We start from the raw sequence: 22257 nt of genomic DNA on the forward strand, positions 1-22257 counted from the left end.
TAGGAGCGTAGGCGGGGGAAAGAGGAACCGCGCCGGCAGAGGGGAACGTCATGGACGGGCGTCTGGTGCCCGGCCTCGCGGGCCGGGAGGAGCGGGGCTGGCTGCGCGGCGCCCCGCCTCCCCGGTACGTGCGGCTGCTCCCGTACGCCCTGCTGCTGGGCATCGCCCTGCCGGGCCCGCTCAGCGGGCACGCGGTGGACATCGGCTTCCTGCTCGGCGCCGTCCCGCCGCTGGCCGTGCTCTCGTACGGGCCGCTGGCCACCGCCGCGCTCGGCGGGCTGGCCGTCCTGCTGCTGTACGTCCCGGCGGTGCGGGTGGACCATCCCGGCAACACGGACCTGCTGGCCATCTGCTTCATCGCCGTGCTCAGTGTCTTCGCCGCGCTGGTGCGCAGCCGCCGTGACGCCCAGCTCGTCACCGTGCGCACCGTCGCGGAGGCCGCCCAGTTCGCCGTGCTGCCGCCGCTGCCCGAGCGGGTCGGCCCGCTGGGCTGTGCGGGTCTGTACCGGGCGGCACAGCGGGAGGCGCTGGTCGGGGGTGACTTCTTCGACGTCCGGGACAGCCCGTACGGGATCCGGGCGGTGGTCGGCGACGTCCAGGGGCACGGGCTGTCGGCCGTCGGCACGGTGGTGTCGCTGCTGGGCGCGTTCCGCGAGGCGGTGCTCGACGAGCCCGACATGCGGGACGTCGTGGCCCGGCTGGACCGCCGCCTCGTGACCGACACGGCGGAGACCGAGCACGCCGAACTGTTCGCGACGGCGGTGCTCCTCGAGTTCTCGGCCGGGGCGCGCGAGGTGTCCGTGATGTGCTGCGGGCAGCCGCCCCCGCTGCTGCTGCGCGAGGGCGGGGCGGCCGAGCTGGACGTGCCGGAGGCGCCGCCGCTCGGTCTCGGGCTGGGCGAGGGGGCGCCGCAGCCCGAGCGGGTGCGGGTGCCGCTGCGCCGGGACGACCGGCTGTTCGTGGTCACCGACGGGGTGACCGAGGCACGCGACGCGGCGGGCCGCTTCTATCCGCTGCGGGAGCGGCTCGCGAGGCTGGCGGGGACGCGGGTGACCCCCACGGCGGCGGTCGCACGGGTGTGGGAGGACCTGGTGCGGTTCTCCACGCGGCTGGACGACGACGTGACGATGCTGGTGCTCACGCCCGAACCGCCCGAACCGCCGGAGATCGCTGAGGGACGACAAGCCCTGAGGGACGACAGGCCCTAAGGTCGGTGGATGGCGAAGTACTTCGACGTTCATCCCGACAACCCCCAGGCGCGCACCATCGGGCAGGTTGCCGACAGCATTCGTGACGGTGCGCTCGTGGTGTATCCGACGGACTCCTGTTTCGCTCTCGGGTGCCGGCTGGGCAGCCGGGACGGGATGGAGCGGATCAGGTCCATCCGACAGCTCGACAGCAGGCACCACTTCACCCTGGTGTGCCGGGACTTCGCGCAGCTCGGCCAGTTCGTGCGGGTCGACAACGACGTGTTCCGCGCGGTGAAGGCGTCCACCCCCGGCAGCTACACGTTCATCCTGCCCGCCACTCCCGAGGTGCCGCGCAAGCTTCTGCATCCGAAGAAGCGGACCGTCGGCGTGCGCATCCCCGACCACCGGGTCGTCCAGGCGCTCCTCGCCGAGCTGGGCGAGCCGCTGCTGTCCAGCACGCTGCTCCTGCCGGACGAGGAGGAGCCGATGACGGTCGGCTGGGAGATCAAGGAGCGGCTCGACCACGTCGTGGACGCCGTGATCGACTCCGGCGACTGCGGGACCGAGCCGACGACGGTCGTGGACTTCTCCAGCAGTGAGGCGGAGATCGTCCGCCGGGGCGCGGGGGACCCCTCCCGGTTCGAGTGAGGGCGGCCGGCGCCCGGGGTCGGGGGCCGGTGGGGCCCGCCGGGTGAACCGGCGCGTGCCCCACCGGCCCGCGTGCCCCGGGACCGTCCACGCGGGGCGTGGCGGAACGCGGACCGCGACGGCCGGGTGACGGTCGGCCGCGCGGCGCCGACGGCCACCGCGGTCCCGCGGCGCGGGCGATGGCCGTCGCCTCCCTGCCCACGGGAGGCGGTTCCTCGGGCGGCCGGTGCGCCGGGCGCGTGCGGCCGCCCACCCACCGTCCTGCACCGGGGGCCGGCGCACCAGACCCGATCCGGCCTGTGCGTCCGGCATTTTCCGCGGGCCGTGGCGCGCGCTCGCGCAGGTCACGGACGGGGGCCCGGCACATGCCGGAAGGCGGGGGGCCGCGAGCAGGAACATCGGGGGCGCCCGGCGGTGGCCGGTCCTGCCGTCCGGGGGCGTCGGGCCTGCCGGGTCGTGCGCGCCGGCGGGATCCCGCGGACGGCCCGCGCCCGGAGGCACAAGCGGAAGGGGCCGCCGTGGGCGGGCCGTGCGGGTCACACGCTGACGACCGTCAGTCTCGCATCCGCCGCCTTCCGTGTCGCGCCGGAGCGGGTCGGCCTCCGTCCGGCCCCTTCCCCGCCCGGGCCGAGTGCCCGGGCGGCCCGGGCCGAGGGGCACGCCGGGTGCCTCGCGGCCGCCGTCCGGCGGGTCGGCGTGCCGGAAGCGGGCGGTGGTTGCGAAGCGGTGGCGCCGGATCGCTCCCGAGATGCGAAAAGGGGGTGTTTGGCCGCAGAGTGGCAGGGCAAGCGGAATTTCGTGCTTCGGACCGGAGGCGCGCCAGCGGGAGCGGTACATCGGCTCTGCCGGACATCCGGTGAACCGAGCGGTCCGCCTCCCGCGGTCATCCCTGACAGCATCGTGGAGGAGCTGTTCCGCATGCTCACTGACACCCCCACAAGCCGTCCCGGCGCCCCCGCTCGTCCCACCACCCGTGGACCGCGAGCGCACGACGACGCGCCCGACACGGCTTCGGACTTCGCCCGGCTCGCCGCCCTGGAGGACGGCCCCGAGCGCGAGGCGCTGCGCGACGAGCTGGTGACGGCCTGGCTGCCCATGGCCCACCGGATCGCGGGCCGCTTCCGCGACCGCGGTGAATCGCTCGAGGACCTGCGCCAGGTCGCGGCACTGGGCCTGGTCAAGGCGATCGACCGGTACGACTGCGAGCGCGGCGCGTTCGAGAGCTACGCCGTGCCCACCATCACCGGCGAGATCAAGCGCCACTTCCGTGACCGCATGTGGGCCCTGCGGGTGCCCCGGCGGGTGCAGGAGCTGCGCAACAAGGTGCGCGTCGCCCGCCGTGAACTGATGCAGAGTCCCGGCTCCCCCGAGCCGTCCGCCGCCGACGTCGCCCGGCACACCGGGCTGACCGAGGAGGAGGTCGGCACCGGGATGGAGGCGCTGGAGAGCTTCAGCACCCTGTCGCTGGACGCGGCCATGTCCGCCGACGACGACGCCTACAGCCTGGCCGACACCCTCGGGGTGGCGGAGGCGAGCTACGACGTCGTCGTCGACCGCGAGGCCGCGAAGGAGGGGCTGCGGCGCCTGCCCGAGCGGGAGCGGGCCATCCTGTACATGCGGTTCTTCCAGGACATGACGCAGAACCGCATCGCGGACCGGCTCGGCATCTCGCAGATGCACGTCTCCCGGCTGATCAGCCGCAGTTGCGCGCGGGTGCGCGAGGAGGCCATCGGACGCGCCGGCGACCGCCGCGACCGCTCCGGGCGCCCGGACGCCGGGTGACCGCACGGCACGCGTCCCCATGGCGCCGCCGCCCCTGACGCTCCCCGCCCCGCGCACCCCGTTCCTGTTTCCGCGGCTTCACCCGTGTCCCGTTCCCCTCCCCCCTCCCGGTCCGCTCGGCCGCCGACGGACTCACCTCCGTGACCAAGGAGTGCACATGCTGATGCCCCACCCCGCGACGCTCCGCAAGCTCGTCGAGGAGTACCAGGCGCTGGCCGCCCTGGAGTCCGCCGAAGGCGTCACCAAGTCCGGTCAGCGGGCTCAGGACCTCGCGTACACCCTGTGCGTGTCGACCGGCACGCGTGACGTCCAGCAGGCCCTGGACTACGCGCGGCAGTACCTCGCCGCCGCCGGCGAGCAGGTGGTTCCGGCCGTCGTGCCGCTGCACGCGCGCCCCGCCGTGCGGCGGGAGACGGCACGGTCCCTGCGGGAGCCCGCCGAGGGTGTCGGTTTCTGACTCCGGTCACGGCGAAGGAGCGGCCCGTCGCGGGGCGAGCGGCGGCGGGCCCTCTCGTTACAGCCCCCGGCAGGCGGGCACCCGGGGGGCAGTCGGGGCGCGGCCCCCGCGGCCGGTCCCGAGTCCGTCCGGGCAGGAAGAGGAGACATCATGACGACGTCACAACCCGATCCGTCCCAGCCCTCCGGTCCGACCGGCGAGCGCGCCACTCCGGACGACCTGCTGCACGCCCGTTCCGACGCCGAGGTCTCCCCCGAGGACGTGGTGCTCGCCTCCGGGAAGGACCTCACCCCGGACAACCTGGAATGGGCCAGGCGCAAGCTCGCCGCGGAGGGTCCGGCCGCGCTGGACAAGCTCCTTCCCTGACGACCTCCGCGTCCCCGCGGTTCCCCGCGTTCCCCCGCCGGAGCGCGGGGAACTGACGCGAGCAACCGGCAACGAACGGGTACCTGTCCACTGGTACCGCTTGACTACCACCTGTCACACACGATTGGCTCCGGGCGAGCGAACGCCCGGAGGACCGGTTCACACCTCGTGAGGTCACCGGCGTCGCCGCCCCCTCAGGCTCGGCCGCACAGCGAGGTGCCGCACCACCATGAACACTCCCGCCCCGCCCCGTCGTTCTCCCGGGCCGGTACGCCGCGCCACCCTCGCCGCCCTCGCCGCCGGAGCGGCCGCCCTGCTCCTGGCGGCCTGCTCGGCCGGCCCGGACGCGGGGGTGGAGACCGACACGGCGGCCGGGACCGGCGGCGGGCGGACCCGGATCGCCCTGATCACGCACGGCGCGAAGGACGACGCCTTCTGGGAGCTGGTGCGCGCGGGCGCCGACGCCGCCGCCGCGAAGGACCGCGTCGACCTGACGTACGCCGGCGATCCGGACCCCGCCGCGCAGGCGGATCTGGTCCGGGACGCCGTACGGGACCGGGTGGACGGCATCGCGGTCACCCTGGCCAAGCCCGAGGCCATGCGCGCCGCGGTCGCCGAGGCGCGGTCGGCCAAGATCCCGGTGGTCGGCCTCAATTCCGGCATCGACGCCTGGCGGGCGGACGGTCTGCTGGAGTACTACGGCCAGGACGAGAGCGTCGCGGGCCGCTCCGTCGGCGACAAGCTGGACGCCCTCAAGGCCGAGCACGCCCTGTGCGTCATCCACGAGCAGGGCAACGTGGCGCTGGAGGCGCGCTGCGCCGGGGTGAAGAAGGCGTTCGAGGGACGCACGGACATCCTGTACGTGGACGGCACCGACCTCACGGCGATGACCGCCGTCCTCACCTCCCGGCTGCGCCAGGACCCGACGATCGACGAAGTCGTCACCAACGGCGCCCAGTTCGCCCTCGCCTCCGTCAAGGCCGCCAAGGCGGCGGGCAGTCACGCCCAGGTCTCCACGTTCGACCTGAACAAGAGCCTGGTGAAGGCGGTGGAGCGGGGAGAGGTGCGGTTCGCCGTCGACCAGCAGCCCTATCTGCAGGGCTATCTCGCCGTGGACGGGCTGTGGCTGTACCGCACCAACGGCAACATCAGCGGCGGCGGCACGGCCCCGGTGCTCACCGGGCCCGCCTTCGTGACCAAGCAGAACATCGCCTCGGTCGCCAAGTACGCGGCGGACGGCACCCGTTGACCCGGCGGTCCCGCGCGCGGCCGGCCTGCACCGCGACTCACGGTGCGTAGGAGCACCGGTACGGATAGCATCGGCGCACCCCGCCCGCGCGCGGGACGCCCGCGCCCACCCCCGCGCGCCCGTCCCCCGCCGCCCGCACCGCGCTGCCCGGCGGCCGCGACCCCGCACCGCCCTCGTTCCCGTCCGCTCCCGTTCCGCTCCGCTCCGTGTCCGCCCCCTGCTTCCCGCTGCTCCCCCTAGGACGACGATGTCTGCACGGACAGCCGCCCGACGCCGGCTCGGTTCCATACGTCTCTCGCTGATCCTGCTCGCCCTCGTGCCCAGCGTGACGCTCGCCGCGATCTGGGGCGTGACGACGACGCAGATGTTCGCCGAGGGGCTGCGGCTGCGGCACCAGACGGAACTCAGCCGGTCGACCGGGGCGATGGGCACCGACGCCACGCTGGCGCTGCAGCGGGAACGCGGCCTGTCCGCCGCCTGGCTGGCCTCCCCGCACGGCTCCCGCGCCGCCCTGGACGCCCAGCGCCGTACGACGGACGCGGCTCTGGCCAAGCTGCAGGGGCGCTCGGCGGCGGTCCGCAGCGCCCCCACGCGGATCTCGGAGCGGATGTACTCCGTCATCGCCTCGACCAAGAGCCTGGAGTACTACCGCGGTCAGGTGGACCGCCTCACCGACATCACCGCGGACCAGGTGCTCGACCAGTACACCTCGATCATCGACGACCAGATCCAGGCCTTCCAGGAGCTCTCCCAGGTCGACGACGGCGACCTCACCTCGCAGGCCGGCCCGCTGCTGGCGCTGGAGCACGCCGCGGAACTGGTCTCGCAGGAGGACGCGCAGCTCACCCTCGCCTGGCCCTCGGGCAGGCTGGACGACGCGGCGTGGACGGATTTCACGCAACTGGTCGGCGCGCAGCGGTGGGTGGTGCGCGACCAGGTCCTGCCCTCGCTGCGCGGGGACGCCAAGGCCCGCGCCGAACAGGTCATGCAGGGCCCGGACTGGGCGACCCTGCGGCACGTCGAGGACCAGGTGTTCCAGGCGGGGGTCACCGGCCGTACGGCGCACCGCGAGGTCCTGCTGCCGGACACCCACCAGCGGTGGGACGAGGCGCTGGACCGGCTGTCCGCCCAGTACGCCGACCTGATCCGGCAGCAGACCGCCCAACTGCTCGACCGCAGCGCGGACAAGGCCGACTCGCTGCTCGCCAAGGCGGGCTGGCTGAGCGCCGGCGGGCTGCTCGCCCTGCTGGTCTGCGTCGTCCTGTCCTGGCGCATCACCCGCTCGCTCTCCCGGCGACTGCGCGGGCTGCGCGAGGCCACCCTCAGCCTCGCGCAGCGGCGGCTGCCCGACGTGGTGGCCCGGCTGGACCGGGGCGAGAAGGTGGACGTCGACGAGGCCGCCCCGCCGCTGGACTACGGGCACGACGAACTCGGTCAGGTGGCACAGGCGTTCAACACCGCGCAGCGCACGGCCGTGCACACCGCGGTGGAACTCGCCGACACCCGGCGCGGCTTCCAGAAGGTCATCCTGGGCATCGCCCGGCAGAGCCAGAACCTGGTCAACCTCCAGCTCAGCAAGCTCGACGCGCTGGAGCGCGAGCACGAGGACCCCAAGGTGCTCGCCGGGCTGTACGCGCTGGACTCCAACGCCAGCCAGCTGCGCCGGTACGAGGAGAACCTCGTGATCATCAGCGGCGAGCAGCCGCGCCGGAGCTGGACCGAGCCGGTGGCCCTGATCGACATCCTGCGCAGCGCCGTCGGCGAGGTGGCCCAGTACCAGCGGGTGGAGGTGCTGGCCGACGAGGAGGTGTGGCTGGCGCCGCCCGCGGTGGCCGACGTGATCCATCTGCTCGCCGAGCTGATCGACAACGCGACCGCGTACTCGCCCGCGCCGAGCCCGGTGGGGGTGCGGGCGGCGACGGTCGCCAAGGGGCTGGCGATCGAGATCGAGGACCGCGGGCTCGGCATGTCCGAGGAGGAGTACGAGGCGTTCAACGCGCAGTTGGCCGAGGCGCCGCAGTTCGACGTGGTGGCGCTCGCCGACGACCTGCGGCTCGGCATGTTCGTCGTCGCCCGGCTCGCCGTCCGGCACGGGGTCGGCGTCACGCTGCGGTCCTCGCCGTACGGCGGGACGACGGCGATCGTGCTGGTACCGGAGGAGATCGTGGTGCGTGACAGGGGTGGGCCGCCGAAGGAGGCGTCCGCCGCCGACGCGGACACGGCGGCCCCCGGCGGCGCGGACACCGCGGCCGGGGAGACGGAGGACGGCGGCTTCGCGACCGCCCTCACCGGTCAGGAAGAGCGGTCGGCACAGACGCCTCCGGACAAAGGCCGTCCCGCCCCGCTGCCCCGGCGGGTACCGCAGACCAGTCTGGCCGCCGAACTGCTGGCCGACCCCCCGGAGGGGGACGGGACTCCCGCCGACGACGAGTTCAGCGCCGAGGAGGCGGCGGCCTCCCTCGCCGGCTTCCAGCGCGGCACCCGCGCGGCCCTCGCCGAGGGACCACCGGCCGGCGAGCCGCTCCACGAGGCGGACGGTGACGGGGCCGACGGTGACGGGGCGGTGGACGACCGCCCCCTCCCGGTCCGCGTCCCCGACGCCCGGGAGCCGGACGACGGGGAGAACGGTGAGGGGAAGGCCGCGTCCGGAGAACCGTAGATCCATCGCACCGCGGCGGCGCGGCACGACAGCACCGCGGCACCCGACCGTCCGGCCCCACCCGGCTCTGTATCCCTCCCCCCGCCCAGCCCTGCTCCTCCCGCCGAAACCGCTCATGAAGGACGAAGACATGACACGCCCCGCCCCCGCCACGCACAGCAAGCTCGACCAGTTGCTCACCTCCATGGTGGAGCGCGTCGCGGACGTCAACCACGCCGTCGTGCTCTCCGAGGACGGACTGGTGGTCAGCAAGTCCACCGCGTTCGTGCGCGACGACGCCGAGCGGCTCGCGGCCACCGCCTCCGGTCTGATGAGCCTGAGCCGGGGCGCCAGCATGGACTTCCGCGGCGGTCCGGTGCGCCAGGCGCTGATCGAGATGGCCCACAGCTACCTGATCATCACCGCCGCGGGACCCGGCGCCCATCTCGCCGTGCTCACGCACAAGGGCGCCGATGTGGGCGTGGTCGCGTACCAGATGAACATGCTGGTGAAGAAGATCGGCGAGCACCTCAGCGCGGCCCCGCGCAGCACCGCCGGCCCCGCGGCCGACAGCGGCGAGTGAGGTGAGCCAGGGCGACGCGGCGGGCCGTCTGGTACGGCCGTTCACGCTGACCGGCGGCCGTACCCGGCCCAGCCGCGCCGACTTCACCCTGATCACCACGGTGACGGCGGTGCACCCGCAGCCCGCGAGGGCGCCGCGGCCGCAGCCGGAGCACGCCCGGATACTGCGGCTGTGCGCCCGGCCCGTCGTGGTCGCGGAACTCGCCACCGCGCTGGACCTGCCCGTCAGCGTGGTCGCGATCCTGCTCTGCGATCTGCTGGAGGCGGGCCGGATCACCGTGCACCCGCCGCGTCCCGTCACCCGTACCCCGGACCTGGACCTGCTGCAGAAAGTGAGGGACGGCCTTGGCCGGCTCTGACCGCACCGCTCCCGTCGTCGCTCCGCCCGACACGGTCAAGATCCTCGTCGCCGGCGGTTTCGGCGTCGGAAAGACCACGATGGTCGGCTCGGTGAGCGAGATCGTGCCCCTGCGCACCGAGGAACTGCTGACCTCCGCGGGGCTGGGGGTCGACGACCTGGAGGGGATCGAGGAGAAACGTGTCACCACCGTCGCCCTGGACTTCGGGCGCATCACCATCAGCGAGGAGCTGGTCCTGTACCTGTTCGGCACGCCGGGACAGCAGCGCTTCTGGTTCATGTGGAACGACCTGGCCATCGGCGCGCTCGGGGCGGTGGTGCTCATCGACGTGCGCCGCCCCGACACGAGCTTCGCGGCGATCGACTTCTTCGAGCGTCGGCGCATCCCGTTCGTCGTCGGCGTGAACGGCTTCCACGGGAAGCACCCGTACGGGGCGGAGGAGGTGCGGGAGTCGCTGGCGCTGCCGAAGGACGTGCCGGTGCTGCTGTGCGACGCGCGGGAGCGGGGCTCCTGCCGGGACGTGCTGATCGCCCTGGTGGACCGGGTCATCGCGGAGTCCGCGCGGTCCGAGGCCGGGTAGCCCGCGCCGCGGAACGGGCCGCCCCGCGCTGCCGGGCCGCGCGACCGCCTCCCGCTACCGGGCGGCCCGGGAGCGCAGGCGGCGGAGCATGCGGGCGTCCTCGAAGCCCACCTCGCGGGCCGCCGACTCGGCCGTCACGCCCTGCCCGAGCAGGTGCTCGGCGCGTTCCAGGCGCAGGGTCTGCTGGTAGCGCAGCGGGGTGAGGCCGCCGGTGGCGCGGGTGAACAGGCGGGTCAGGGTGCGCTCGCTGACCCCGGCGCGGGAGGCGAGGGCCGCCAGCGGCAGCGGCTCGGCGAAGCGCGCGTCGATCAGGTCCTGCACCCGGTGCACGGTGTCGTCCAGGTGGGAGCGGTGCCGCAGCATCGCGCTCGCCTGCGGCTGGTCGCCGTTGCGGCGGGCGTGGACGACCATCGTGCGGGCGACCCGCGCGGCCAGGGCGGGGCCGTGCCGCAGGGCCACGAGGTGCAGGGCGAGGTCGATGCCGCTGGCGATGCCGGCGGAGGTGACCACCCGGTCGTCGGTGGTGAACAGCACGTCGCGGACCACGGTCGCCCTCGGGTGGCAGGCGGCCAGTTCGTCCTGGAGGTCGTGGTGGGTGGTGCAGCGCCGTCCGTCCAGCAGGCCGGCCCGGCCGAGGGCGTCCGCGCCGGCGCACACGCTCGCGACGGTGCCGCCGGCCGCGTGGTGGGCGCGCAGCCTGCGGAGCACGTCCTCGCCGGGTGCGGGACCTCCGCGCAGGGTGGGCGCCCGCCAGCCCGGCACCACCACCAGGTCCTCGGCGTCGAGCGCGGGCCACTCGGTCCCGGCGCTCAGCGGCAGCCCCTGGGCGCTGCGTACCGACGGCCGCTCGGCGACGTAATGGAGCGTGTAGGGCCGCCCGAGGTGCGCCGCGCTGTCGAAGACCTGGACGGGTCCGGCCAGGTCGAGGAGGTGGACCTCGGGCAGCAGGACGAAGACGACGCGGCTCACGCCGAGGATGCTGCCACGTCCGCGGCCAGCTCGGCCACGGTGGCGATACGGGCGAACCGGTCGCGCAGGACGGCCACGGTGCGCTCGGTGATCTCCTCGGCGGAGAGGTCGCCGATCGGGTTGGTGGCGCTGGCCTCGGGGACGAGGACCATGCGGTAGCCGAGGTCGCTGCCGAGCCGGGTGGTGGTCTCCACGCACTGCTCGACGCGGATGCCGCAGATCCACAGCTCCCCCACGCCCGCCTCGGTCAGCAGTTGCTGGAGGCTGGTGGTGGTGAAGGCGTTGTGGGAGGTCTTGCGCAGAACGGGTTCGCCCGGCCGGGGCCCGTCCAGCTCGGCCAGCAGCCGGACGTGTCCGGAGTCCGGGTCGAAGACGTCCCCGCTGCCGGGGGCGGTGTGCAGGATCCAGACGACGAGGTCGCCGGCCTCGCGGGCGAGGGCGACCAGCCGGTTGACCGGGCGGGCGATGTCCGGCTTGTCGATGCTCTCCCACAGGGGACGGGCGCGGAACGATTCCTGGACGTCGACGACGACGAGTGCTCGCTTCATTCACCGATTCTGACCTGCGGACGCGGGCGCGCGGCAGGCCCGATCCGGGCCCGCGCCGGAACGATCCGGTCACGGGCCCGGGGGTGGGATGGGTCGGGTCGGGGTCAGTGGCCGCTGATGGCGTGGGGCTCGTACGGCTGCTCCAGGCGCTCGAGATCCTTGTCCGTCAGTTCGACGTCGAGGGCGGCGACCGCGTCCTCGATGTGCGAGGCCTTGGTGGCGCCGACGATGGGCGCGGTCACGGTGGGCCGGTGCAGCAGCCAGGCCAGCGCGATCCGGGCCCGGGGCAGGCCGCGTTCGGCGGCGATCGCGGCGACGGCCTCGGCGATGCGGCGGTCACCCTCCCCGTACAGGGTCCGGCCGAAGTTGTCGGTGCGGCTGCGGGTGGTGTCCTCGTCCCAGTCGCGGGTGAGCCGGCCGCGGGCCAGCGGGCTCCACGGCAGGACACCGACGCCCTGGTCGGCGCAGAGCGGCAGCATCTCGCGCTCCTCCTCGCGGTAGAGGAGGTTGTAGTGGTTCTGCATGGACACGAACCGGGTCCAGCCGTTCAGCCGGGCCGTGTACTGGGCCTTGGAGAACTGCCAGGCGTACATCGAACTGGCCCCGATGTACCGGGCCTTGCCCGCCTTCACCACGTCGTGGAGGGCTTCCATGGTCTCCTCGACGGGGGTTTCCGCGTCGAAACGGTGGATCTGATAGAGGTCGACGTAGTCGGTGCCGAGGCGGCGCAGGCTGTGGTCGATCTCGGCCATGATCGCCTTGCGGGAGAGGCCGCCGCCGTTGGGGCCCTCGTGCATCCGGCCGTGCACCTTGGTGGCGAGGACGATCTCCTCGCGCCGCGCGTACTCCTTCAGGGCGCGGCCGACGATCTCCTCGCTGGTGCCGTCGGAGTAGACGTTGGCCGTGTCGAGGAAGTTGATCCCGGCCTCCAGTGCCTGGCGGATCAGCGGCCCGGCGGCGTCCTCGTCGAGGGTCCACTCGTGGTTGCCGCGCTCGGGCACGCCGAAACTCATGCAGCCCAGGCATATGCGGGACACCTCGAGACCCGTCGCGCCGAGCTTCGCGTACTGCATCGATCACTCCTGTTCGCCGTGCGTCCCGCCGGGGCGGGCGGTTGCTGGCCCTCTGAGGGGTTCCCTGAGGAATCCCCGAGGAATCCCCCGAATGATCCCCGAGGTGTGCCTGGGATAGGGTCACGGGCCGGAAGTCTGGGGGAAACCGGGGGAAAGTAGTGAACATGGCAGATGTGTCCCCCGGTGCACCGGGCGAGGAGGAAGGGCCGGCCCGCGCGGGCGCCGACCGGGGCGGCGGTGCGCCGTGGACGCGTGACCTGCTCGAACACCTGCGCCCCGCGGCGCGGGACCCCCGCCGGGTGGTGGACTGGCTCGGTGCGGCGGTGGGCGGGACGGCGGCGCTGGGCGACCACCGCGGCGGGCTGCTCGCCGGACGGCGGGCGCTGCCCGAGGAGCGGCTGGTGGCGGACCTCGCCGCGGGCCGCCTCGCCTCGGCGGCGGTGGACCACGAGGGGCAGTACGCCCGGCTGGTCGCGGTCGGGCGGCCGCCCTCGGCGCACGTGCTGACGGTCTGGCGCGACCGGCCGTTCGACCAGCGGGCGGCGGAGGTCGTGGCGGCCACGGCCTGGGTCCTCGACGTGTTGCTGGAGGAGCGCGAGCGCGAGGCCGAACGCCGCCGGCTGACCCGGGCGACCGCCGACCTCGGTCTCGCGGTGCTGCAACTGCTGATGGTCGGCGACACGGTCGCGGCCCGCCGGGTCGCCGCGGGCATGTGGCCGGGGCTGCTCGACGCGGACGGGCTGTGCGTCTACGTCCTGGAGGGGCCGGCCGGCGAACGGGAACGGCTGCGCCGGCGCTGCGCCGAGGTCACCGGGGGACGGGCGCTGATCGTGCGCTGCCCCGCCGAGGACCGGCACCTGATCATGGTGGCGCCGCACGCGTGGGGCGCCGAGGCGGCCGAGGACCTGCAGGAGGATCTGCGCGCGCTGGCCGACGGCACGGCCGGGGTGTTCCTCGGCGGCAGTGTCCGGCAGGAACTCGGTGAGTGCGCGCTCGCCTACGGGCAGGCCGTCAACGCCCTTCTCGTCGCCCGGTTCCGTCCGGAGGCGGCGGCGATGTACGCCGAGCGCACGCATCCGCAGCGGCTGATGCCGCCGGACGCCCTGTACTGCTGGGCGGACCGGCTGCTCCTGCCGCTCGGCACGCTCCCGCTGGCCACGCACGCGGAACTGCAGGCGACGACCCGGCTGGGCCTGGAGTTCACGGCGGTGAAGGCCGCCAAGGTGCTCGGCGTGAGCCGCAACACGGTACGGGCGCGGATGGAGCGCACCGGACAGCTCCTGGGCGCCGATCTCGGCGATCTGCGCACCCGTGCCGTGGTCCACCTCGCCCTCTCCGCGCTCGCCGACGGGGCGGGGCACACGGACGGCGGGCCGCGGGAGGGTCCGGGGCGTGGGACCGGGCCGGGTCTGGGGGAACTGCTGCGGGCACCGCATCTGGGCACCTGGGCGCGGGAACTGCTCGACCGGCTCGCGGAGGACTCCCGGGATCTGCGCGGCACTCTACGCGCGTGGATCTCGGCGGGGGCGAACGCCGAGCGGGCGGCCCAGGAGCTGGGGGTCCATGTGCAGACGGTGCGTGAGCACGTCCGGGCGGGCGAGCGGGCGCTGGAACGCCGGCTGCTGGCCGGCGGCAGTGACCTGTACGAGGTCGTCCTGGCGTACCTCGCGGCCCGGGAGCTGGAGGAACCGGAGCTCGGCTGAGCGGCGGACGGGACCGCCGGGAGGGACGAACCGGGGCATCCCGGATCGGACTGTGCACGGCTGAGTGCCGGGTCGGCGTGGCCGGGCATGCCTGCGATGGCCGAAAGGGCAGGAAGCCGCCTAGTTTGCTGGAACGTTCGTCTCCGGGGCGGCCGCGCGCGACCGGCACGGGGGTTCGGTCGCGCGAGGCGCCTCCGGAGACGTACGGGAGGGGGACGGGGGCCCCTCGCACCCCCGGGCGCACCAGGCCCGGGGGTGTTTCCCTTCGCACGGCGCTACGGCATGCGCGGTGTGCGCGTGTGCCCCTCGGTGACCGGGGCACCCGGACGCGGCTCGCAGATACTCGTGCCGCACGGAGGCGCCATGACCGACACCGTCGCATCCGACTACGACGCTCGGGAGCGGGTTCCCCTCGCCGGGTACGCCACCGTCGCCGGCGTCTTCTGCGCCTCCCTCACGGCGTTCACCCTCGTCGTCCGACGGCGCGGGGTGACCCTGCCCGAACGCGTGCCGCCGTGGGACCTGCTGCTGCTCGGCGCGGCCACGTACAAGACGTCGAGGCTGCTGACGAAGGACAAGATCACGAGCTTTCTGCGGGCGCCGTTCACCCGCCGCGAGGAGGACACCACCGCGGGAGAGGTGATGGACGAGCCCCGCGGCAGCGGGCTGCGGCTCGCGGTGGGGGATCTGCTCGCCTGCCCGTTCTGCGCGGGTGCCTGGACGGCCGGCGGGCTGATGGCGACGTACGCGGTGGCGCCGCGCGCCGCGCGGCTGGTGTGCGCGGGATTCGGGGCGATGACGCTGGCGGACTGGCTGCAGTACGCCTGGACGTGGACGCAGGAGAAGGCCGAGGGCTGACCGCCGCGCCCCGGGGTCCGGGGCGGACCGCCGCCCGGCCCCCGGGGCGCCTCGTCAGTCCTCGCCGAAGACGGCCCCGGCGATGTGCTCGGCGATCGCCATGGAGGCCGTCGCGGCCGGTGAGGGCGCGTTGCGCACGGCGGTGACCCGGCCCACCCGGTGGATGCGGAAGTCGTCCACGAGAGTGCCGTCGGGATCCAGTGCCTGGGCGCGGACGCCGGCCCCGCCGCGCACCACGTCACGGGCGCCGACGCCGGGCACGTAGTGGCCCGCGTCCCGCATGAAGGCGGTGCGGGACAGCGAACCGCGGTACTCCCGGACGCCGGTCCGCCAGTGCCGGGCCGCCATCCGCCAGGTGCCGGGGTAGCCGGCGAGCCCCGCGAGGTCCCGCGGGGAGATCGTGGAGCGCCGGTAGCCCTCCCTGGCCGTCGCCAGCACCGCGTTGGGGCCGACCTCCACGGAGCCGTCGACGCGCGGGGTGAAGTGCACGCCGAGGAACGGATACCGGGGGTCGGGCACCGGGTAGACGAGTCCGCGCACGAGGTGGGCCCGTTCGGGCCGCAGGAGCATGTACTCGCCCCGGAAGGGGACGATCCGCGGCGCGCCGGTGTCCCCCGCGAGCCGGGCGAGGGAGTCGGACTGCAGTCCGGCGCACAGCACCAGCCGGTCGACGCGGATCCGCTCGGCGCCCGAGCCCGCCTCGACGCCGCCGGGCACGCCGGTGAGCGAGGTGACGGGGAAGCCGAACCGCACCTGCCCTCCGGCGCTCTCGATGTCCCTGGCGAACTCCCCCGCGATCGCGCGGTAGTCGGTGATGGCGGTGCGCGGGGAGTGCAGTGCCGCGAGACCGCCGGCGTGCGGCTCGATCTCCCTGATCTCCTCCCTGGAGACCTCGCGCAGTTCGGGCACGTGGTTGTTCCTGGCCCGCGCGTAGAGGTCCGCCATGCGGCCCAGTTCGTCCGGGCGCACCGCGACGACGAGCTTGCCGATCTCCTTGTACGGCAGCGCGCGGTCCTGGCAGTACTCACGCAGCAGGGCCACGCCCCGCACGGTCAGGGCGGCCTTGAGACTGCCGGGCGCGTAGTAGATGCCGGCGTGCACCACCCCGGAGTTGTGGCCGGTCTGGTGGACGGCGACCCCGGACTCCTTCTCCAGGACGACCACCCTGGTGCCGGGACGGCTGAGGGCGATGTGGCGTCCGGTGGCCAGACCCACGATGCCGGCCCCGACGATGCCGATCGTCTCGTCGGCCATCGGCGTCCTCCTTCCTGCGGTGCTGCTCCCCCCGCCGGACGGACCGGCGCCGACGACGGCCGCCGCGGGGCGGGGGGAACAGTACGGGACGTGTTGTCCCTGCCTTCCTGCGCCGTCCGGGAGGCCGGGAACCCTCCTCCGGGCACTTCGGGGGCGGAGGACGCCCCTTCCCGGTCAGCCGGAACCGACGGGGGCCCTCTCGGCGGGCCGGGGGAAGACCGTGCCGTCGAAGATCCGCCGGGCGGTGCGGACGACGGCGGTGCGCCGGGCCACCGGGAGGGCGCCCTCGGTGCCCTCCCCCGTGGGCGTGACGACGTCCGTCTCGATGTCGAGGAAGCCCGTGGGGTGCTCGATGCGCAGGCGGTCCCCCTCGGGCAGCCGGGCCAGGTCATGGCCGACGGCGCCCTCGATGCGCAGCCCGGCGCCGACGCCGGCGGCGCCGAGCACGCCGATGGCGGTGTGGCAGCGCACCGGGATGAAGGTGCGGGTGCTCACCGTGCCGCCCTCGCGGGGCGGGGCGAGCAGCGACATCTTGGGCACGGTGGTGTGGGCGACGTCGCCGAGCCCCATCAGCCGGCCGGCCGTCAGGCGGATCTCCCGCAGCCGGTCGGCGAGGGCGGTGTCGGCCTCCAGCTGCTCCGGGGTCTCGTAGCCGGTGATCCCCAGGTCGGAGGCGGCGAGCAGCACCGTCGGCATGCCGTTGTCGACGCAGGTGACGTCGATCCCGGCGATCGTGTCCCGGACCCTGCCGGTGGGCAGCAGGGGACTGTCGCCCGGCGGGAACTCGATCACGACGGGCGCCGCGGTGCCGGGGACCCCGGAGATCGCGGCGTCGCCGGTGTGGTCGACGCGGCCGTCGGGGGTCGGGAAGGTCGCGGTGGCGAGGTCGCCGGTGTTGAGCATCCGGATGCGGACCGAGGTGTGCCCCTGCGACGCGGGGACGAGTCCGCGTTCGACGGCGAAGGGGCCCACTCCGGCGAGCAGGTTGCCGCAGTTCTGCCGGTCGGACACCTCGGGGGTGTCCACGCCGACCTGGAGGAACAGGTAGTCGACGTCGGCGTCCGGGTGCGTGGACGTGGAGACGAGGGCGACCTTGCTGGTCAGCGGGTGGGCGCCGCCGAGCCCGTCGATCTGCCGGGGGTCGGGGCTGCCCATGATCCGCAGCAGCAGGTCGTCGCGGGCGGCCGGGTCGGCGGGGAGGTCCCCGGCGAGGAAGTAGGCGCCCTTGGAGGTGCCGCCGCGCAGCAGGGTGCAGCGGACGGCCTCGTACCCGGTCATGCCCGCTCCCCCGAACGGAGGTACTCCTCGTGGGAGGTGTAGCGCACCCCGAGCCGCTCCAGCGTCTCGCGCAGGCCGTAGCGGTCCAGGCCGAGCTGCCCCTCCTGGAAGGCGGCGCGCGAGGCGGCCTCCTTGCGTTCGCGGGCCTCGGAGGCCTCGGCCGTGCGCCGGGCCTGTTCGCGCGGTACGCACACCACGCCGTCGTCGTCGGCGAGGATCACGTCGCCGGGGCGCACCATCTGGCCGCCGATGGCGACGGGGACGTTGACCGAGCCGCCGGTGGCCTTGACGGTGCCCTGGGGGCTGACGGCGGCGGCCCAGGCGGGGAAGCCCATGGCCCGCAGTTCGGCGGTGTCGCGGATGCCGGCGTTGGTGACCAGACCGCGCACCCCGCGCCGCTGCAGCGCGGTGGCGAACAGCTCGCCGAACATGCCGTCGGTGGAGGGCGAGGTGGTGGTGACGACCAGCAGGTCGCCCTCGCCGCACTGCTCGACCGCCGCGTGGATCATGAGGTTGTCGCCGGGCCAGGAGAGCACCGTCACGGCGGTGCCCGCGACCCGGGTGTCCTGCTGGATGGGGCGCAGCCCGGTGCCGAGCAGACCGGTGCGGCCCATCGCCTCGTGCACGGTGGCCACGCCGTACCCGGCGAGGGCCTGGACGTCCTGCGCCGACGCCCTGGGGGGGCCGGTGACGATCACTCCGCTCATGCCGCCTCCTCCGTGCCCCGGGTGCGGGCCGCCCCGGCGGGGGCGGTGGAAGGGGGTGCGGCGGGCGCCTTGCCCTCGGTCATGCTCGGTCTCCTTGGTGGACGGGTGGGTGCGCCCGCCCCGCGTGTCATTCGTGGCGGTAGGCCTCGATCACACTGCTGAGGTGGGCGCGGACGGCCGCGTCGGCCGCCTGGGGGTCCCTGGCCCGGATCGCCTCGACCATGGCCAGGTGCTCGTTCAGGGACTGCTGCGGACGTCCGGGGCGCAGCGCGAGCTGGAAGCGGTGCCGCACCAGTTGGGCGTTGAGCCGGTCCAGCAGTTCCACGGCCACCTGCTGGCCGGAGATCCGCAGGATGCGGCTGTGCAGTTCGGCGTTGAGCTCCGAGTAGGTCAGCGGCTCGCCGGCGGCGACGGCCTTGGTCATGGCCTCGCCGAGTTCGGCCAGCCCGGTGAGCTGCTCCTCACTTGCCATGACGGCCGCCTTGGCCGCGCACAGCCCTTCCAGGACCATCCGGCACTCGGTGATGGCGACGGCCTCCTCCACCGACACCACCCGTACCCGGGACCCTCGGTTGCGGATGCGTTCGACGAGTCCCTCCGAGGCCAGATCGATCAGTGCCGCCCGGATGCTGGCCCGGGTGATCCCGAACTCCTCGGCCAGTTCGTTCTCCACCAGCCGTTGGGCCGGAGCCATCTCACCGCGCAGGATCGCCTGCCGCAGCTTCGCCAGCGCGAGCTGTTTGGCCTGCTCCCCGGTGCCCGGCCGGGCCTCGTTCGGCATGTGCCCTCCCTGAATGAGTGCCTGTCGAACGTAAATCTATCCCGACAAGATTGTCAACAATTTTGTTTGCCAAACGGAACCACTCCCCCGCCCGATTGGGCGTGCGGGACGGAGGTGATCGGCCGAGAGTGGGGAGGCGGTCACGACGAAATCGTCACCGCACGCCCGGATGCCACATCGGGAACTTGAGCGGACACTGACACGGAACAAGACCATGGTTACCGGAGAAAGGCGGCGCCCCTATGGCACAGCGAATGTCCGGGCGGGGACTGGCGGGTGAACTGGCCGCGGAGTTCCTGGGCACCCTGATCCTCATTCTCTTCGGCTGCGGCGTGGTCGCGCAGGTCGTGGCCGCGGGGGTCGGCGATCACGACAGCATCGCCTGGGCGTGGGGCCTCGGCGTCACGCTGGGCGTCTACGTGGCCGCCCGGCTCAGCGGCGCACATCTCAATCCGGCCGTGACGGTGGGCCTCGCCTGCTTCAAGGGCTTCTCCTGGAGCAAGGTGGCCCCGTACATCGTGGCCCAGACGGTGGGTGCGTTCATCGCCGCGCTGCTCGTGCGGTGGAACTACACCGAGGTCCTCGCCAAGGCCGACCCCGGCCACACCCTCAAGACGCAGATCGTGTTCTCGACACTCCCCGGCAACGGCGAGTTCCCGGTGAGCGAGTGGGGAGCCCTGCGCGACCAGATCATCGGCACCGCCATCCTGCTGCTCCTGATCTTCGCGATCACCGACCTGCTGAACACTCCCCCGGGCGCCAACATGGCCCCGTTCATCATCGGTCTCGTGGTCGTGGCGATCGGCATGGCCTGGGGCACCGACGCCGGGTACGCCATCAACCCCGCCCGTGACCTCGGCCCCCGGCTGGCCAGCTACCTCACCGGCTACGGCTCCGCCTGGCGAGATCAGTACGGCAACCTCTACTTCTGGGTGCCCATCGTGGGGCCGCTGATCGGCGGCGTCCTGGGTGCCGCCCTCTACCGGTACCTGATCACACCGTTCCTGCGGACGGAATCGGAGAAACAGGAACCCGGCCGGATCCCGGCACCCGAGGAGTAGGACGCCCGGCGGGGCCGCGGCAGGCGGCCCCGCCCGCACCGTTCGGCGCGGCGGGCCCGGCCCCCGTGTCCCTCAGCGCGGCAGTTCCTCGCCCCGGACGATCTTCTCCGCGATCTCCCGCAGCTTGACGTTCAGGTCCTGGGAGGTCCGCTTCAGCACGGCGAACGCCTGGTCCTGCCCCAGGTCGAACCGCTCCCTGACGATGCCGATCGCCTGGCCGATCTCGTCCCGGGACCGCAGCGCCGTCTGGAGCTGGTCCTCGGTGCGGGCGTGCGCGAAGGCGACCGCGGCGTGCGAGGCCAGCAGCCAGCCCACGTGTTCGTCCTGCGGGCTGAAGGCGTTCGGCTCGAAGGAGTACACGTTCAGCGCGCCCAGGGTGTTGTGCCGGTCGAACAGCCGGAACCCCATGGCGCTGCGCAGCCCGAGTTCGACGGCGCGCGGCGCGTAGGCGGGCCAGGAGTCCCCCGCCTCGCGCAGGTCGGGGATGTGCTGCACGGAGCCCTCGAGGGTGACCACGTCGAAACAGGGCCCTTCCCGCAGCTCGCCCTGCGCGGCGTCGGAGGCGCGCACCACGTCGTCCGTGGCGGCGATCGTCCGCACGGTGCGGCGCCGCAGGGTGAGGATGCCGGCCGCGTCGCAGCCGTCGATGAGCGCGACCGCGTGGGCCGAGATGCGGTCGACGGTGTCCTGCACGGACTCCTGGGCCAACAGGTCGCGTGCCATCGCCGCGAGCCGGTCGGCGAGCACCGGCCAGCTGTCGTCCTCAACCCGCGGGGAATGCTCACCCACGCCATGACCTCCCTGCGACCGAGCCGGTGCGGCCACGGTACTGCACGCCGCCGAGGGCTCCGCCGACGTGGTGCGGGTCACACCACGACATTCCGCCATACCGGAACGTCCCCCAATGGTTTACCGTTCACCAATATGTGGCCCCCGGGCCACCACGAACGGCCCCGGCCGGTCTCCCCCGTCCAGCCGGGGCTCTTTTTCGTCCCGTTCCCGCGGGCGCCCGGTGCTCTGCGGTCCCCCGCGGGCGCCGGGTGCTCCCGAAGAGCCCGCCCGCGGCGCTCAGCCCTGGGTACGGCGCGCGCACTCCGTGACCACCGCGCCGAGGCTTCCCCGCTCCTCCAGCAGCCGCCGCTGCACGACCGCCCCGTTGCCCTCCCGCAGGACCGACTCCGCCGTCTCGCGCGCCCGCTCCGCGTCGCCCGCCTCCACGAGGGCCTCGTCCACGTGGTCCAGCAGCGCGCCGACCACCTCCGCGGCGGGCCGGGGCCGCATCGTCACCGGATCCAGCAGCTCGCCCCGCACACCCGAGCGCGCGGCCCGCCAGGCCGCCAGCCGCATCAGGCTCACGTCGTGCGGCATCGGCCCGACCCCCGCCGCCGCCTCCCGGGCCGCCGTCTCGACGAGCCCGCGCGCCAGGGTGGCCACCAGCACGGTGGTGGAGGCGTCCAGGCACACGTCGGTGACCCTCAGTTCGACCGTGGGGTAGGTCCGGGAGATCCGGGCGTCGAAGTAGACCATGCCCTCGTCCCGCAGCGCCCCCGTGGCGACCATGTCGCCGACCAGCCGGTGGTAGGCCTCGGCGGAGCCGAAGAGGGCGGTCGGACCGGCCATCGGCCAACGTGCCCACACCCGGCTGCGGTAACTGGCGTAACCGCTGTCATTGCCCTGCCAGAAGGGCGAGTTGGCGCTGAGTGCCGTCAGGACGGGCAGCCACGGACGGATGCGGTCGAGGACGGCCACCGCCTCCTCGTCGGAGTCGACCGACACATGGACGTGGCAGCCGCAGACGAGCTGCTCCCGGGGCAGCAGACCGAACTCCCGCGCCATCCACTCGTACCGGCTGTTCGTGGTGAGCTTCGGGGTGACCGGCAGCGGCGAGGTGGCGAGCGCGGCGGCCACCGCGCCGACGTCCCCGGCGTGCCGGGCCGCCTCCTTGCGGCAGCGCTGGATCTCGGCGCCGAGCGCGTGCATGTCGGACTGCGGACGAGTGGCGAACTCCAGCATCTGGGAGTGGAGTTCCTTCTCGAAGACGTCGTCCTCGCCGCCGTCCTGGGCGGCGCGTGCCAGCACCGCCGCGGCCAGCGCTCTCGGCTCGCCGCTGTCCGGATCCACCAGGAGGAGCTCCTCCTCCACGCCGACGGTACGCACGTCGCTTCTCCCTCCCT

Annotated in this window: 22 protein-coding genes; 13 read left to right on the forward strand and 9 right to left on the reverse strand. The window is 73.9% G+C overall.

All coding sequences use genetic code 11. The features are described 5' to 3' along the window. Positions 1-50: 50 nt before the first annotated feature. From OHB09_RS02770 to OHB09_RS02815, 10 genes are all read left to right on the forward strand, one after another. Positions 51-1208, forward strand: coding sequence for a PP2C family protein-serine/threonine phosphatase (locus OHB09_RS02770; protein WP_093590410.1), 1158 nt, complete (start codon positions 51-53; stop codon positions 1206-1208). Between the two features lie 9 nt (positions 1209-1217). Next, entirely contained in the window at positions 1218-1838 is a 621-nt protein-coding gene (locus OHB09_RS02775) for an L-threonylcarbamoyladenylate synthase (protein ID WP_328921560.1), read from the forward strand. A gap of 918 nt (positions 1839-2756) precedes the next feature. Beyond that, positions 2757-3620, forward strand: coding sequence for a SigB/SigF/SigG family RNA polymerase sigma factor (locus OHB09_RS02780; protein WP_040895328.1), 864 nt, complete (start codon positions 2757-2759; stop codon positions 3618-3620). A 157-nt stretch (positions 3621-3777) separates the two neighbouring features. Beyond that, positions 3778-4077 carry a DUF5133 domain-containing protein gene (locus OHB09_RS02785; RefSeq protein WP_006140374.1) on the forward strand — a complete coding sequence of 100 codons (300 nt, stop codon included), beginning with the start codon at positions 3778-3780 and terminating at the stop codon, positions 4075-4077. Between the two features lie 150 nt (positions 4078-4227). Beyond that, entirely contained in the window at positions 4228-4443 is a 216-nt protein-coding gene (locus OHB09_RS02790) for a hypothetical protein (RefSeq protein WP_006140373.1), read from the forward strand. A 229-nt stretch (positions 4444-4672) separates the two neighbouring features. After that, on the forward strand, positions 4673-5692 hold the full coding sequence (locus OHB09_RS02795; protein WP_191854658.1) for a substrate-binding domain-containing protein: 1020 nt from the start codon (positions 4673-4675) through the stop codon (positions 5690-5692). Between the two features lie 247 nt (positions 5693-5939). Beyond that, entirely contained in the window at positions 5940-8351 is a 2412-nt protein-coding gene (locus tag OHB09_RS02800) for a sensor histidine kinase (RefSeq protein WP_328921561.1), read from the forward strand. Between the two features lie 130 nt (positions 8352-8481). Then, positions 8482-8913 carry a roadblock/LC7 domain-containing protein gene (locus OHB09_RS02805; RefSeq protein WP_040895286.1) on the forward strand — a complete coding sequence of 144 codons (432 nt, stop codon included), beginning with the start codon at positions 8482-8484 and terminating at the stop codon, positions 8911-8913. Position 8914: 1 nt separating this feature from the next. After that, on the forward strand, positions 8915-9271 hold the full coding sequence (locus OHB09_RS02810; protein WP_006140368.1) for a DUF742 domain-containing protein: 357 nt from the start codon (positions 8915-8917) through the stop codon (positions 9269-9271). Further along, positions 9258-9851: a GTP-binding protein gene (locus OHB09_RS02815; protein ID WP_006140367.1), complete on the forward strand. Its 594-nt coding sequence runs from the start codon at positions 9258-9260 to the stop codon at positions 9849-9851. The genes OHB09_RS02810 and OHB09_RS02815 overlap by 14 nt, the downstream gene beginning before the upstream one ends. A gap of 54 nt (positions 9852-9905) precedes the next feature. Here OHB09_RS02815 and OHB09_RS02820 read toward each other — a convergent pair whose 3' ends face one another. The 3 genes from OHB09_RS02820 to OHB09_RS02830 all read right to left on the reverse strand — a co-directional run bounded on the left by OHB09_RS02820 (position 9906) and on the right by OHB09_RS02830 (position 12441). Further along, positions 9906-10820 carry a GlxA family transcriptional regulator gene (locus OHB09_RS02820; protein WP_328921562.1) on the reverse strand — a complete coding sequence of 305 codons (915 nt, stop codon included), beginning with the start codon at positions 10818-10820 and terminating at the stop codon, positions 9906-9908. Then, positions 10817-11368 carry a cysteine hydrolase family protein gene (locus OHB09_RS02825; protein WP_006140365.1) on the reverse strand — a complete coding sequence of 184 codons (552 nt, stop codon included), beginning with the start codon at positions 11366-11368 and terminating at the stop codon, positions 10817-10819. Before OHB09_RS02825 ends, OHB09_RS02820 begins: the two co-directional genes overlap by 4 nt. Positions 11369-11472: 104 nt before the next feature. Further along, a complete protein-coding gene (locus tag OHB09_RS02830; protein ID WP_006140364.1) occupies positions 11473-12441 on the reverse strand; it encodes an aldo/keto reductase in 969 nt (322 codons plus the stop codon). 164 nt (positions 12442-12605) lie between these two features. On the opposite strand from OHB09_RS02830, the gene OHB09_RS02835 reads away from it, so the two are divergent. Continuing rightward, positions 12606-14144 (forward strand): helix-turn-helix domain-containing protein, encoded by a 1539-nt coding sequence (locus OHB09_RS02835; RefSeq protein WP_328921563.1) that lies wholly within the window; start codon positions 12606-12608, stop codon positions 14142-14144. Between the two features lie 363 nt (positions 14145-14507). Next, positions 14508-15002 (forward strand): DUF1360 domain-containing protein, encoded by a 495-nt coding sequence (locus tag OHB09_RS02840; protein ID WP_006140362.1) that lies wholly within the window; start codon positions 14508-14510, stop codon positions 15000-15002. Between the two features lie 54 nt (positions 15003-15056). Here OHB09_RS02840 and lhgO read toward each other — a convergent pair whose 3' ends face one another. The 4 genes from lhgO to OHB09_RS02860 form a co-directional block, all read right to left on the reverse strand. Next, entirely contained in the window at positions 15057-16256 is a 1200-nt protein-coding gene (lhgO, locus tag OHB09_RS02845) for an L-2-hydroxyglutarate oxidase (RefSeq protein ID WP_006140361.1), read from the reverse strand. 174 nt (positions 16257-16430) lie between these two features. After that, entirely contained in the window at positions 16431-17534 is a 1104-nt protein-coding gene (locus OHB09_RS02850) for a 4-oxalomesaconate tautomerase (RefSeq protein WP_093590395.1), read from the reverse strand. Continuing rightward, complete coding sequence (locus OHB09_RS02855) at positions 17531-18241, reverse strand: 4-carboxy-4-hydroxy-2-oxoadipate aldolase/oxaloacetate decarboxylase (protein WP_006140359.1); 711 nt, start codon at positions 18239-18241, stop codon at positions 17531-17533. Before OHB09_RS02855 ends, OHB09_RS02850 begins: the two co-directional genes overlap by 4 nt. 127 nt (positions 18242-18368) lie before the next feature. Continuing rightward, the gene (locus OHB09_RS02860) at positions 18369-19022 is read right to left on the reverse strand and encodes a GntR family transcriptional regulator (protein WP_328921564.1); all 654 of its coding nucleotides are present in this window, start codon (positions 19020-19022) and stop codon (positions 18369-18371) included. A gap of 242 nt (positions 19023-19264) precedes the next feature. On the opposite strand from OHB09_RS02860, the gene OHB09_RS02865 reads away from it, so the two are divergent. Next, complete coding sequence (locus OHB09_RS02865) at positions 19265-20083, forward strand: MIP/aquaporin family protein (RefSeq protein ID WP_167794794.1); 819 nt, start codon at positions 19265-19267, stop codon at positions 20081-20083. Between the two features lie 72 nt (positions 20084-20155). Here OHB09_RS02865 and OHB09_RS02870 read toward each other — a convergent pair whose 3' ends face one another. Together OHB09_RS02870 and OHB09_RS02875 are read right to left on the reverse strand one after the other, a co-directional pair. Then, positions 20156-20872, reverse strand: coding sequence for a GAF and ANTAR domain-containing protein (locus OHB09_RS02870; RefSeq protein WP_093590389.1), 717 nt, complete (start codon positions 20870-20872; stop codon positions 20156-20158). A 279-nt stretch (positions 20873-21151) separates the two neighbouring features. Continuing rightward, entirely contained in the window at positions 21152-22240 is a 1089-nt protein-coding gene (locus tag OHB09_RS02875) for a glutamate--cysteine ligase (protein WP_167794795.1), read from the reverse strand. Between the last annotated feature and the right edge of the window lie 17 nt (positions 22241-22257).

The organism is Streptomyces griseoaurantiacus (assembly GCF_036189845.1).
In the GTDB taxonomy this organism is placed as follows: Bacteria; Actinomycetota; Actinomycetes; order Streptomycetales; family Streptomycetaceae; genus Streptomyces; species Streptomyces griseoaurantiacus.